The organism is Cellulosimicrobium sp. CUA-896 (assembly GCF_001942335.1).
Classification (GTDB): Bacteria; Actinomycetota; Actinomycetes; order Actinomycetales; family Cellulomonadaceae; genus Cellulosimicrobium.
In genome coordinates this window covers 31,889-44,767 of the sequence record NZ_MKKH01000024.1, presented here as the reverse complement: position 1 = coordinate 44,767, position 12,879 = coordinate 31,889, and the positions used below count along the sequence as shown (strand labels likewise).

The following is a 12,879-nucleotide window of genomic DNA, read 5'->3' as shown; positions in this document are numbered from 1 at the left end:
CGAGGAACCTGTCCGCGGCGCTGCCCCAACCTGTCCGCGGCGCTGCCCCGGCGTCCGGAGGCGTCGAGGCGTGGATGGCCTCGCTGCGCGGCCGTCGTCGCGCGGCCGGCGCCGGTCAGGCGGGGGGCGGCGTCGGGCGCTGCGGGTCCTCCGGGGCCGGGGGCGCGGAGCGGACGCGTCCTGCGGCACCGGGGGCGTCTGCGGCGCCGCGGGACCGTCCTGCGGGTCCGGCGTCGGGCGCATCGCCCCGTAGCGCGGCTCGCCCGAGGGCGTGGTCCAGCGCGGGTCGGGCGTCCGCGCGGGCGCCGGGGCCTGCTCGCGCTCGGTGCCGGGGCCCGCCGCACCGGCCTGCGGGGCACCCTGCGCGGGGGGCGGCTGCGGCGTCCCCCACGTGGGGTTCGCCGGTGCCGCGGGCGCGCGGACCCCGCCCGCGGCCTCGGGCATGCGCGAGAGCATCTGGCGCGCCTCGCCCGCGCGCTCGGGCGCGCACAGGATGGCGTACGCGGAGGCGACGATCTGGCTCTGCGACGTGAAGTCGCGACGCCCCTGGGTGAGCGCGTACGACAGCACGGAGAACAGCAGGCCGAAGCCGGCGCCGATACCGAGGCCGGTGAGCACGTACCCGCCCTGCCCGGAGAACATGTAGAGCAGCAGGCCGACGAAGAGGCCGAACCACGCGCCCGACGCCGCGCCCGCGAGCGCGACCCGGCCGTAGGTGAGCCGGCCCGTGACCCGCTCGACCATGCGCAGGTCGGTGCCGACGATCGTCACGACCTCGACGGCGAACTTGTTGTCCGACAGGTAGTCGACGGCCCGCTGGGCCTCGAGGTACGTCGCGTAGGACGCGATCGCGTCGCCGCGCGGCGGCGTCGGCACACGGGGAGCGGCGTTGGGACGCGTCAGGCTCATTCGCCCAGTCTGTCCTACTCCGCGCCGGGGCGCCACGGAGGCCACCGCGGCCCCCGCGCGCGGTCCCGGCACGCGCCGGCGCGGCAGCGCGCCGCCGCTCCGGGGTGCGTAGGCTGGCCCGCGTGAGTGCTGCCACCACCGTCTTCGTCGCTCGGCTCGCGGGCACCGCCGTGTTCGACCCGATCGGGGACCAGGTCGGGCGGGTGCGGGACGTCGTCGTGCTCCTGCGCCCGAAGGGCGCGCCCCGAGCCGTGGGTCTCGTGGTCGAGGTGCCGGGCCGCCGCCGGGTGTTCCTGCCCCTGACGCGCGTGACGGCCATCGACGCCGGCCAGGTCATCTCCACCGGCCTGGTGAACATGCGCCGCTTCGAGCAGCGCGCGCTCGAGTCGCTCGCCGTGAGCGAGCTCCTCGAGCGCCGGGTCGAGTTCGTCGACGGCAGCGGGTCCGGGACGGTCGAGGACCTCGCGATCGAGCGCCAGCGCACGGGCGACTGGCTCGTGACGAAGCTGTACGTCCGCCGCAGCGGGGCGCAGAAGGGCACGCTGCGGCTGCGACGTCGCGGCGACGCCCTGGTCGTGGACGTCGACGCCGTCACCGGCCTCGCGGGCGCCTCGCAGGCGCAGGGCGCCGCGATGCTGCTCGCGGCCTACGACGAGCTCAAGCCGGCCGACCTCGCCGACGTGATCCACGACCTCGGCGAGACCCGGCGCCTCGAGGTGGCCGGCGCGCTCGACAACGAGCGCCTCGCCGACGTGCTGGAGGAGCTGCCGGAGGACGACCAGGTCGCGATCCTGTCGGGCCTCGACACGGACCGCGCGGCCGACGTGCTCGGCGCGATGCAGCCCGACGACGCGGCCGACCTCCTGCACGAGCTGCCCGAGGCGCAGGCCGCACAGCTCCTCGAGCTCATGGAGCCCGAGGCGCGCGCGACGTGCGCCGGCTGCTCGCCTACGACGAGGACACGGCCGGTGGCCTCATGACGACCGAGCCGGTCGTGCTCGGGCCCGAGACGCCGATCGCGGCGGCGCTGGCGCAGATCCGGCGCAAGGACCTCGCGCCCGCGCTCGCGTCCATGGTGTTCGTCGCGCGGCCCCCGCTCGAGACGCCGACGGGACGGTTCCTCGGCGTCGCGCACTTCCAGCGTCTGCTGCGCGAGCCCCCGCACGCGGCCGTCGGCTCCGTGCTGGACACCGACGTGGAGGGCGTGCCGCCGGACGTGCCCCTGGGTCGCGTGACGCGCATCCTCGCGACGTACGACCTGCTGTGCGTCCCCGTGCTCGACGCCGAGCGGCGTCTGCTCGGGGCGATCAGCGTCGACGACGTGCTCGACCACATGCTCCCCGAGGACTGGCGCGAGACCGACGAGGTCGAGGTGGAACGACGGCCCGAGGACCCGCGCACGGGCGCGCCGGCGCGGACGGAGGTGACCCGTGGCTGACCGGCTCGACACGCCTCGCGCGGCGCGGCGCTCGCTCCTGCCCCGCTACCGCGTCGACCAGGACGCGGTGGGCCGTGCGACCGAGGGCATCGCGCGCTTCCTCGGCACGCCGCGGTTCCTCGTCTACCTGACGGTCTTCTGCGCCGCGTGGATCCTGTGGAACACCTGGGGGCCCGAGTCCCTGCAGTTCGACTCCGCCGCGCTCGGGTTCACCGCGCTGACGCTCATGCTCTCGCTCCAGGCGTCCTACGCGGCGCCGCTCATCCTCCTCGCGCAGAACCGGCAGGACGACCGCGACCGCGTCACCGCGGAGCAGGACCGGCAGCGCGCCGAGCGCAACCTCGCCGACACCGAGTACCTGGCGCGGGAGATGGCCGCGCTGCGTCTCGCGCTGAACGAGGTCGCGACGCGCGACTTCGTCCGGTCGGAGATCCGCAACCTGCTCGAGGAGCTCGAGGAGAAGTCGGCGCGTCCCGCCGTCGAGGACGAGACCGCCGCCCGCGACTGACCACCGCCGGACGCGCGCCGTCGCTCGGCGGACCGCGTCCTACCGCGTGCCCTCGGCGGTGACCCGACGCAGCCGCTCGACGAGCGCCGCGTCCCCCTCGACCGTGAGACCGTCGGCACCGCCGCGCCCCCACAGCCACAGGTCCAGGGCCCAGGCCGGTCCGGCCACCTGGGCCGACGTGGAGCCGGGGAGGTCGACGAGCTGCGCGGCGTCGAGGTCGTAGGCGGTCCCCGACTCCGGCCCGGTCCCGGTGAAGCGGCCGAACGCGAGCGACCAGCTGCGGGGCGTCTCCCCCGGGCCGTCGACGGCGACGGTGATCGTCGCGCCGTCGGGCGTGAAGACGCCCCAGCCGGGGACGCCGTCGACCATGACCGACAGGACCTCGTCCACGCCGTCGGCCGCGACGTCGGGGTCCGCCGCCGTGACGTCGCGGCCCGCCGTCAGCTCGGCGTCCGCGCGGTGCACGAGCGCCTCGTGCGCCTGGCGCCGCAGCACCCAGCCGACGCGACCGCCGTCGTCGTGCCAGGACCAGCAGGGCTCCTGCGGGTCGCGTCCGCGCAGCGCCCCGACCAGGCGGCTCGTCGAGCGCTGGAGCAGCGCGGGGAGCTCCGCGTCGGAGGCGGGGCGCGGCAGGGAGACGACGTCGTCGCCCGCGAGCCCCTCGCCCGGCGCGGGCCCGACGACGCGGGCCCAGAAGTCCTGGACCTCCGCCAGGTGGTAGACCAGGTCGGCACCGGTCCACTCGGGGCACGACGGCACGCGCGCGTCCGGCGGGGCGCTGCGGGCCGCGTCGGCGAACAGCTCGCTGTCGCGCTCGAGGGACTCCAGGGCGTCCATGCGTGCACGGTAGTACGCGCCCGTGACGCCTGCCCCGTGGACCGGCTGCACCGCGCACCTACGATGGAGCCATGCCCGACGCCTCCACCGACCCGCTCGAGCAGGCCGTCCGCGCGGCGCTGTCCACCGTCCTCGACCCGGAGATCCGGCGACCCGTCACGGAGCTGGGGATGGTGCGCTCGGTCGCCGTGGCAGCCGACGGCGCCGCCGACGCGCACGTCACCGTCGGGCTCGACCTCACCGTCGCCACGTGCCCGCTGCGCGACACGCTCGTGCGCGACGTCACGGTCGCGGTGCGCGAGGTCGAGGGCGTGGCCGGCGTCGAGGTGGACCTCGGCGTGATGAGCGCCGAGCAGCGGGCCGAGCTGCGCACCATGCTGCGCGGCGGCGCCGGCGAGCCCGAGATCCCGTTCGCCAGGCCGGACTCGCTGACGCGCGTGTACGCGGTCGCGTCCGGCAAGGGCGGCGTCGGCAAGTCCTCGGTGACGGCGAACCTCGCCGTCGCGCTCGCCGCGGACGGGTTGTCGGTCGGGGTCGTCGACGCCGACATCTACGGCTTCTCGATCCCCCGGATGCTCGGCGTGGACCGCCAGCCGACGCGCGTCGACAACATGCTCCTGCCGCCCGTCGCCCACGACGTGAAGGTGGTGTCGATCGGGATGTTCGTGCCGCCCGGGCAGCCGGTCGTCTGGCGGGGCCCGATGCTGCACCGCGCGCTCCAGCAGTTCCTCGCCGACGTGTACTGGGGCGACCTCGACGTCCTGCTGCTCGACCTGCCGCCCGGCACGGGCGACATCGCCATCTCGGTGGCGCAGCTCCTGCCCGGCAGCGAGATCGTCGTCGTCACGACGCCGCAGGTCGCCGCCGCCGAGGTCGCGGAGCGCGCGGGCTCGGTCGCGACGCAGACGCAGCAGGGCGTGGTCGGGGTGGTGGAGAACATGTCGTGGCTCGAGCAGCCCGACGGCTCGCGCCTCGAGCTGTTCGGCGCCGGCGGCGGCGAGCGCGTGGCGACGAACCTGTCGCGGGCCGTCGGCACCGACGTCCCGCTGCTCGGTCAGGTGCCGCTCGACGTGTCGCTGCGCGAGGCGGGCGACGGCGGCACCCCGGTGGTGCTCACCGACCCCGCGTCGCCGGCCGCCGTCGCGCTGCGTGACGTGGCACGCGGGCTGGCCCGCCGTCCCCGCGGTCTCGCCGGTCGGTCGCTCGGCGTGACCGTGGTCTGAGGAGCCGCGGGACGCGGGACCGCGCGGCCGCAGCGGGTGATGTGTTCAGTCGTGTTCGATCGTGTTGGATTTTCCGGGGCGCCTGCACGATACTGTCGCCATGCTCGCAACGCAGCGCCAGGAGCGGATCCTCGCCCAGATCCGTGAGACCGGCGCGGTCCGCATCGGCGACCTGACGCGCGACCTCGGCGTCTCCGACATGACGGTCCGCCGCGACCTCCTCGAGCTCGCGGAGCAGGGCCTGGTGCGCAAGGTCCACGGCGGCGCCGTCGCCCCCCACACGACCGTGCACGAGCCGGGGTTCGCCGCCAAGAGCTCGCGCGAGGCGGGCGAGAAGCGCGCCATCGCCGTGGCCGCGGCGCGCCTCATCGCCCCGAGCTCGTCGGTCGCCCTCAGCGCCGGCACGACGACGCACCTGCTGGCGGCCGAGATCGCCGCGTCGCCGGCGCTGCGCCCGCTCACGGTCGTCACGAACTCGCTCCCCGTCGCCGACTGCCTGCACCGCACGAACGACCCGCGCCTCGAGACGATCCTCACCGGCGGCTCGCGCACGCCCTCGGACGCGCTGGTCGGCCCGCTCGCCGAGGCGTCGCTCGCCGGCCTGCGCGTCGACCAGACGTTCCTCGGGGCGCACGGCCTCGACCCCGAGGTCGGCCTCACCACCCCGAACGTCGACGAGGCGGCGACGAACCGCGCGCTCATCGACGCCGCGGGCCGCACCGTCGTGCTCGCCGACCACACGAAGTGGCACACGACCGGGCTGCGCGTGTTCGCGACGTTCGCCGACGTCGACGTGCTCGTCACCGACGCCGCCCTGCCCCTCGACGAGCGGGACCGCGTGCGCGACCTCGTCGAACAGCTCGTCATCGCCTGACCCCCGCCCCTCCCGAACGGACCCCACCCCCGCATGAACCAGCACCTGCGTCGCACCCCGACGCACCTCGCCGACGGCCGCGAGCTCGTCTACTTCGACGACTCCCCCGAGTACGTCTCGGGCGAGCGCACGCGCCGCCTCGACGACCCTCGTCCCCTCCCGGACCGGTTCGCCCCGGTGCCCGGGCCCGACGGCGTGGAGCGCCCGTACGCCGGTCCGGAGATGCGCCTCGACCCGCTGACGGGCGACTGGGTCCCCATGGCCGCGCACCGCATGAACCGCACGTTCCTGCCGGCCGCGGACTCGTGCCCGCTGTGCCCCGCACGCCCCGGCGCCGCCTACTCCGACGGCGAGGTGCCCGACACCGACTACGACGTCGTCGTCTTCGAGAACCGCTTCCCGTCCCTCCAGCGCGTCCCCGGCGTGCCCGACGAGCGCGTGCTCGACGCCCCGCTGCAGGTCCACGGCCCGGCGGCCGGCCGCTGCGAGGTCGTGGTCTTCTCGAGCGACCACCACTCCTCGTTCGGCGCGCTCCCCCCGCAGCGCGTGCGCACGATCGTCGACGCCTGGGCGGACCGCACGGCCGCGCTCGGCGCGACGCCCGGCGTCGAGCAGGTGTTCTGCTTCGAGAACCGCGGCCAGGAGATCGGCGTCACGCTGCACCACCCGCACGGGCAGATCTACGGCTACCCGTACGTCACGCCGCGCACGCGCGCGATGCTCACGCAGGCACGCGCGCACCACGAGCGCACCGGGCGCAACCTGCTGCGCGACGTCCTCGACTCCGAGCTCGCGGACGGGCGCCGCGTCGTGCTCGAGACCGAGCACTGGGTGGCCTACGTGCCGTACGCGGCGCGCTGGCCCGTCGAGGTCCACCTCGCGCCGCGCCGCGACGTGCCCGACCTGCCCGCGCTGACCGACGCCGAGCGCGACGACCTCGCGGAGACGTACCTCGAGCTGTTGCGCCGCCTCGACCACTTCTTCGAGGACGCGGACGGCGACCGATCCCCCTGCCGTACATCGCGGCGTGGCACCAGGCCCCCGCGCACGAGGGCCGCTCGGTCGCGGACGGCGGCACGGACGACGTCACGCTCGCGCGCCTGCACCTGCAGGTCTTCTCGGTGCTGCGCGCGCCGGGGAAGCTCAAGTACCTCGCCGGGTCCGAGTCCGGCATGGGCGCGTGGATCAGCGACACCACTCCCGAGCGCATCGCCGCGCGCCTCCAGGAGCTCGCACCCACCGGCGCCGCGCGCGGCTGGGTGAGCGCGTGGTCGACGGACGCCGGCGCCACCCGCGCCCGCGCCGTGTTCGCCGACGCGTTCGGCGGGGTGGCCGCGGAGGCGGACGGCAGTGACGGGGCCACCGACGCCGGCGCGGGCACCGACTCCCCGGTGCTCGTGTGGAGCGCGCCGGGCCGCGTCAACCTCATCGGTGAGCACACCGACTACAACGCGGGGCTGTGCCTGCCCATCGCGCTCCCCCACCGCACCTACGTCGCGCTGCGCCCGCGTACGGACGGGCGCGTGCGTCTCGCCTCGGCGCAGGCCCCCGGCGAGGTGTGGGAGGCCGGCCTCGACGAGGTCGCGCCGGGTGCCGTGTCCGGCTGGGGCACGTACGTCGCCGGGGTGGCCTGGGCGCTGCGCGAGCAGCTCGGCGACCGGGCCGCCGGCATCACCGGCTTCGACGCGGCGGTCGACTCGTGCGTGCCGTTCGGCGCGGGCCTGTCGTCGTCCGCGGCGCTCGAGTGCGCCGTCGCCGTCGCGCTGGACGACGTCGCGGACCTCGGCCTCGGCGCCTCGGACCCGGGCCGTGCCGCCCTCGCGGCGGCGTGCATCCGGGCGGAGAACGAGATCGCCGGTGCGCCCACGGGCGGCATGGACCAGTCGGCGTCGCTGCGGGCGCAGGCCGGTCACGCGCTGCTGCTCGACTGCCGCCCGGACCTCGACCCGACGGAGGCCGTCGAGCAGGTGCCGTTCGACCTCGAGGCCGCGGGCCTGGCCGTGCTCGTCATGGACACGCGCGCCGAGCACCAGCTCGTCGACGGCAGTACGCGCAGCGTCGCGACACGTGCGAGGCCGCGGCGCAGACGCTCGGGCTGTCGTCGCTGCGCGAGCTGGCCGACGCGGTCGAGTCCTCCGACGACCCGGCCGGCACGCTCGAGGTCGCGCTCGACAAGCTGCCCGACGACGTCGCGCGCCGCCGCGTGCGCCACGTCGTCACCGAGATCGGCCGGGTCCGTGAGCTCGTCGCCCTGCTGCGCGACGGCCGCGTCGACGAGATCGGCCCCGCGATGAACGCCTCCCACGCGTCGCTGCGCGACGACTACGAGGTGTCGAGCGTCGAGCTCGACGTCGCCGTCGAGGCCGCGCGCGTCGCCGGTGCCCTGGGCGCCCGCATGACGGGCGGCGGGTTCGGTGGCTCGGCGATCGCGCTCGTCGCGGCCGACCGCGCGGAGGCCGTGGCCGACGCCGTCCGCGCGGCCTTCGAGCGCGAGGGCTTCGGCGCCCCCGGCTTCCTCCTCGCCGTGCCCTCGGCGCCGGCCGCCGTCGTCGCCTGAGGCAGACGAAAGCCGCCCCTCCGGTCGCGACCGGAGGGGCGGCTGTCTCGTTCGTGGTCAGACGTCGTAGGTGACGACGAGCGGCGCGTGGTCGCTCCAGCGCTCGGCGTGCGACGGCGCCCGGTCGACCTCGACCTTGACCGCGCGCTCGGCGAGGGCGGGCGTCGCGAGCTGGTAGTCGATGCGCCAGCCGGAGTCGTTGTCGAACGCGCGGCCGCGCCACGACCACCACGTGAACGGGCCGGGGCCCTCGCCGCCGTGCACGCGGCCGAGGTCGACGAGGCCGACGTCGTCGAGCCACCTGTCGACGTAGGCGCGCTCCTCGGGCAGGAAGCCGGCGCTCTTGAGGTTGCCCTTCCAGTTCTTGATGTCGGCGTTGCGGTGCGCGATGTTGAGGTCGCCCGCGAGCACGGCGAGGCGGCCGTCGGCGGTGAGCTCGCGCAGGCGCGCGGTGACCTTCTCCAGGTACGCGTACTTCTGCACCATCGTCTCGGGCTGGGACACGGTGCCGGAGTGGATGTAGGCGGACACGACGGTGAGCGTCGTCCCGTCGGCGAGCTCGACGTCGGCCTCGACCCAGCGCCCGGTGTCGACGGGCGGCTCGGGCTCACCCGCACCCAGCCCGACGCGCACCGCGTGCACCGGGAGGCGCGACGCGACGGCGACGCCGGCGCGGCCCTTGATGTCGCACGCCTGGTGGGCGATGTGCCACCCGCCGAGGAGGTCGTGCACCACGGAGTCGGGCGCGCACCTCCTGGAGCAGCAGCACGTCGGGGGTGCGGGAGGCGATCCACGCGTCCATGCCCCGGCGGACAGCGGCGCGGATCCCGTTCACGTTGGCGGTGGCGATCGTCAGCACCGGGACATCCCATCACGGTCCGCCGGCGCCGCGGGCGTCCGAGGACGGGGCGGCGTGGTGGCGCCGCTCACGCCGCCGGACGGTGCTCCCGGAACCGGCCCGCGAGGACGGCGGAGACGGTGGCGAGGACCGCGAGGACGACGAACCCGGCGCGCAGCTGGTCCGCCGTCGCGAACACGCCCGTCAGCACGCCGCCGAGCACCGCCCCGGCGTAGGTGAAGACGTTGAGCCGGGCGACCGCGCGGTCGGTCACGTCCTCGACCATCCCTGGTGCGGCGGCGCGGCCGTCCGTCCGGGCGGCCACGGCCTCGCGTGCGCGGTCTCCTGCGGCGGAGAACGCGAGCGGTGCGACGACACCGAGGCCGAGCCCGGTGGCGGCGAGACCGAGCACGGCGACCGGCCACGCCGGTGCCGCCGCGACGGCGAGGAAGCCGAGCGCCCCGAGGGCGCCACCGACGCGCACGACGCGGACCCGGCCGAGCCGCTCGACCAGCCGGTCGCCCGTGAGCCGCGAGACGATGAGCGCGGCCTGGTAGGCGGCGTAGCCGAGCGGGGCGACCGCGGGGCTCGTCAGCAGGACGTCGCGCAGGAAGACCGCGCTCCAGCTGGAGATCGCGGAGTCGGCGACGGGGAACGCGACCATCGCGAGCCCGAGCACCGCGACCGTGCCGGCCGCGACCCGGACGCCGTGGCCGGGCACCGCGGAGGCGCCGGCGGCGGCCGACCGTGCGCCGTCGGGCACCGGGCCTCGCGACGCGACGAGCCGCGGCGCCAGCGGGACGGCCGCCCCGGCCACGAGGAGCCCGACGGCCGGCAGGGCGAGCGGCTGGGACAGCCCCACGAGCACGGCGCCGGAGACGACGAGCGCGCCCACGACGCCGCCCGCGGCGTTGCCGGCGTAGAACGACGCGAGCAGGCTCCGGCCGTACGCCCGTTCCACCTCGATGCCCTGCATGTTCATGGCGGCGTCCACGCTGCCGAGCGCGACGCCGTACGCCGCGAGCGCGACGAAGAACGGCGGCCACGTCGGGGCGGCTCCCGCACCGGCGATCCCCAGCGCGGCGAGCAGCAGCCCGCCGACGACGACGGCGCGCGATCCCCGGCGTGCCGAGACGGCGCCGGACAGCGCGCTGCCGAGCCCCGCGCACACGCACACGCCGAGCACGACGAGCGTGACGACGTCGTCGCCGATGCCCAGACGGTCCTCGTACCCGGGGATGCTCGTGAGGACGACGGCGAAGCCCGCCCCCTGCACGGCGTACGCCGCGGTGACCGCGGACCGGGTCCGGCGCAGGTGCTGGGCGGTCGTGGCCTCGAGGGCCACGGGCGTGGCCGGGACCACCGGCTCGGCGTCGCTCACGCGCGCAGAGTAGCGCTCGGACGGCGGAACGGGCGCCGTGCCACGCACGACGCCCGTCCGTTGCCGACCGCGCCGTCAGGCGAGCGCCCGCTCCGCGGTGTCGACGACGTTCGCGAGCAGCATGGCGCGCGTCATCGGGCCGACCCCGCCAGGGTTGGGCGACAGCCAGCCCGCGACCTCGGCGACGCCGGGGTCGACGTCGCCGCGCAGACGCGCCTTCCCGGTCTCGGGCTCGACGACGCGGCTCACGCCGACGTCGAGCACGACGGCGCCGGGCTTGACGTGCTCCGGCTGGACGAAGCCCGCGACGCCCGCCGCGGCGACGATCACGTCGGCCCCGCGCAGGTGCTGGGCGACGTCGCGCGTGCCGGTGTGGGTCAGCGTGACGGTCGCGTTGATGTCGCGGCGCGTGAGGAGCAGGCCGATGGAGCGGCCCACGGTCGTGCCGCGCCCGACGACCACGACGTCCTTGCCCGCGAGGTCGATGCCGTGCCGCTGCACGAGCTCGACGATCCCGGCCGGCGTGCACGGGAGCGGCGAGGTGATCGGCTCGTTGACGCGCAGCACGAGACGCCCGAGGTTGGTCGGGTGCAGGCCGTCGGCGTCCTTGGCCGGGTCGATGCGCTCGAGCACGGCGTTCGTGTCGACGCCCGCCGGCAGCGGGAGCTGCACGATGTAGCCGGTGCACGCCGGGTCGGCGTTGAGACGGTCGATCGCCGCCTCGACGTCGGCCTGCGTCGCGTCCGCGGGCAGGTCCTCCCGGAGGGAGGCGATCCCGACCTCGGCGCAGTCGCGGTGCTTGCCCGCGACGTAGGACATCGAGCCCGGGTCCTCCCCCACGAGGACGGTGCCCAGCCCGGGCACGACGCCGCGCTCGCGCAGCGCGGTCACCCGGTCGCGGAGCTCCGCCTTGATCGCGGCCGCGGTGGCCTTGCCGTCGAGGACCTGGGCCGTCACTGCTGGAGGTCCGGGTAGAGCGGGAAGTCCGCCGTGAGCGTCGCGACGCGTCCGCGGAGCGCCTCGACGTCCGCCGCGGCGCCCTCGCGCAGCGCGGTCGCGATGACCTCCGCGACCTCCGTGAACTCGGCGTCGCCGAAGCCGCGGGTCGCGAGCGCGGGCGTGCCGATCCGCAGGCCGGACGTGACGCGCGGCGGGCGCGGGTCGAACGGCACCGCGTTGCGGTTCACGGTGATGCCGACCTCGTGCAGGAGGTCCTCGGCCTGCTGGCCGTCGAGCGCGCTGTGCCGCAGGTCCACGAGCACGAGGTGGACGTCGGTGCCGCCCGTGAGGACGGAGACGCCCGCCTCGGCGACGTCGGCCTGCGCGAGGCGGTCCGCGATGATGCTCGCGCCGCGCAGCGTGCGCTCCTGACGGTCCTTGAAGTCCGCCGAGCCGGCGATCTTGAACGACACGGCCTTCGCCGCGACGACGTGCATGAGCGGGCCGCCCTGCTGGCCCGGGAACACGGCGGAGTCGATCTTCTTGGCGTACTCCTCCTTGCTGAGGATGAAGCCGGAGCGGGGGCCGCCGATGGTCTTGTGCACCGTGGACGACACGACGTCGGCGTACGGCACCGGCGACGGGTGCAGGCCGGCCGCGACGAGCCCGGCGAAGTGCGCCATGTCGACCCAGAGCTTCGCGCCGACCTCGTCCGCGACCTCGCGGAACGCCGCGAAGTCGAGGTGGCGCGGGTACGCGGACCAGCCGGCGATGATGACGTCGGGGCGCGTCTCGAGCGCCTGCTTGCGCACCTCGTCCATCTCGATGCGGTACGACTGCGGGTCCACGCCGTACGCGGCGACGTCGTAGAGCTTGCCGGAGAAGTTGATCTTCATGCCGTGCGTGAGGTGGCCGCCGTGGGCCAGCTCGAGGCCGAGGATCTTGTCGCCCTTGTTGATCAGGGCGTGCAGCACGGCGGCGTTCGCGGTGGCGCCCGAGTGCGGCTGGACGTTGGCGTGCTCGGCGCCGAACAGGTCCTTCGCCCGCGCGATGGCGAGGTTCTCCGCGACGTCGACCTGCTCGCAACCGCCGTAGTACCGGCGTCCCGGATAGCCCTCCGCGTACTTGTTGGTGAGGACCGACCCCTGCGCCTGCAGCACCGCGCGCGGCACGAAGTTCTCCGACGCGATCATCTCGAGCGTGTCGCGCTGGCGGGCGAGCTCCCCGTCGAGGACGGCGGCGATCTCCGGGTCGAGCTCGGCGAGCGGGGCGTCGAGGACGTTCGGGGCGGGGCGGTCAACGGGCTGGGCGCTCATGGCGTCTCCTCGCGGTCTGCGGCAGTGTCGTCGGTCCGGCTTCCGGTGCGGCTCGTCCG

At 75.7% G+C, this 12,879-nt stretch carries 8 protein-coding genes and 4 pseudogenes; 6 read left to right on the top strand and 6 right to left on the bottom strand.

Annotated elements, in window-relative coordinates:
* A partial coding sequence (locus BJF88_RS09540) for a general stress protein (protein ID WP_255371918.1) occupies nt 1–909 on the bottom strand: 909 nt, incomplete at its 3' end.
* Nucleotides 910–1,031: 122 nt separating this feature from the next.
* Between BJF88_RS09540 and BJF88_RS09535 the strand changes: the two are divergent.
* A pseudogene (locus BJF88_RS09535) lies at nt 1,032–2,347 on the top strand (magnesium transporter MgtE N-terminal domain-containing protein).
* Nucleotides 2,340–2,855, top strand: coding sequence for a DUF1003 domain-containing protein (locus tag BJF88_RS09530; RefSeq protein WP_075828617.1), 516 nt, complete (start codon nt 2,340–2,342; stop codon nt 2,853–2,855). The pseudogene BJF88_RS09535 and the gene BJF88_RS09530 overlap by 8 nt, the downstream one beginning before the upstream one ends.
* Nucleotides 2,856–2,894: 39 nt before the next feature.
* On the opposite strand, the gene BJF88_RS09525 is transcribed toward BJF88_RS09530, so the two are convergent.
* The gene (locus BJF88_RS09525) at nt 2,895–3,692 is read right to left on the bottom strand and encodes a maleylpyruvate isomerase N-terminal domain-containing protein (protein ID WP_139315991.1); all 798 of its coding nucleotides are present in this window, start codon (nt 3,690–3,692) and stop codon (nt 2,895–2,897) included.
* A gap of 71 nt (nt 3,693–3,763) precedes the next feature.
* Between BJF88_RS09525 and BJF88_RS09520 the strand changes: the two genes are divergently transcribed.
* The 4 genes and pseudogenes from BJF88_RS09520 (at nt 3,764) to galK (ending at nt 8,346) form a co-directional block, all read left to right on the top strand.
* Nucleotides 3,764–4,915 (top strand): Mrp/NBP35 family ATP-binding protein, encoded by a 1,152-nt coding sequence (locus BJF88_RS09520; RefSeq protein WP_075828615.1) that lies wholly within the window; start codon nt 3,764–3,766, stop codon nt 4,913–4,915.
* A 100-nt stretch (nt 4,916–5,015) separates the two neighbouring features.
* Nucleotides 5,016–5,789 carry a DeoR/GlpR family DNA-binding transcription regulator gene (locus BJF88_RS09515; RefSeq protein WP_075828614.1) on the top strand — a complete coding sequence of 258 codons (774 nt, stop codon included), beginning with the start codon at nt 5,016–5,018 and terminating at the stop codon, nt 5,787–5,789.
* A gap of 33 nt (nt 5,790–5,822) precedes the next feature.
* Nucleotides 5,823–7,024, top strand: a pseudogene (galT, locus tag BJF88_RS20410) (galactose-1-phosphate uridylyltransferase); the annotation flags it as partial.
* A pseudogene (gene galK, locus BJF88_RS20405) lies at nt 6,998–8,346 on the top strand (galactokinase). The pseudogenes galT and galK, both read left to right, overlap by 27 nt.
* A 57-nt stretch (nt 8,347–8,403) precedes the next feature.
* Here the strand turns inward: galK and BJF88_RS09500 are convergent.
* The 4 genes and pseudogenes from BJF88_RS09500 to glyA form a co-directional block, all read right to left on the bottom strand.
* Nucleotides 8,404–9,205 (bottom strand): annotated as a pseudogene (locus BJF88_RS09500) (exodeoxyribonuclease III).
* Between the two features lie 67 nt (nt 9,206–9,272).
* Complete coding sequence (locus BJF88_RS09495; protein ID WP_158068914.1) at nt 9,273–10,565, bottom strand: MFS transporter; 1,293 nt, start codon at nt 10,563–10,565, stop codon at nt 9,273–9,275.
* 75 nt (nt 10,566–10,640) lie between these two features.
* The gene (locus BJF88_RS09490; RefSeq protein WP_075828613.1) at nt 10,641–11,522 is read right to left on the bottom strand and encodes a bifunctional methylenetetrahydrofolate dehydrogenase/methenyltetrahydrofolate cyclohydrolase; all 882 of its coding nucleotides are present in this window, start codon (nt 11,520–11,522) and stop codon (nt 10,641–10,643) included.
* A complete protein-coding gene (glyA, locus tag BJF88_RS09485; RefSeq protein WP_075828612.1) occupies nt 11,519–12,820 on the bottom strand; it encodes a serine hydroxymethyltransferase in 1,302 nt (433 codons plus the stop codon). The genes BJF88_RS09490 and glyA overlap by 4 nt, the downstream gene beginning before the upstream one ends.
* Between the last annotated feature and the right edge of the window lie 59 nt (nt 12,821–12,879).

Coding starts and splice junctions, on each gene's coding strand:
- BJF88_RS09525 (WP_139315991.1), bottom strand. CDS start 3,692: ATGGACGCCCTGGAGTCCCTCGAGCGCGACAGCGAGCTGTTCGCCGAC.
- BJF88_RS09520 (WP_075828615.1), top strand. CDS start 3,764: ATGCCCGACGCCTCCACCGACCCGCTCGAGCAGGCCGTCCGCGCGGCG.
- BJF88_RS09515 (WP_075828614.1), top strand. CDS start 5,016: ATGCTCGCAACGCAGCGCCAGGAGCGGATCCTCGCCCAGATCCGTGAG.
- glyA (WP_075828612.1), bottom strand. CDS start 12,820: ATGAGCGCCCAGCCCGTTGACCGCCCCGCCCCGAACGTCCTCGACGCC.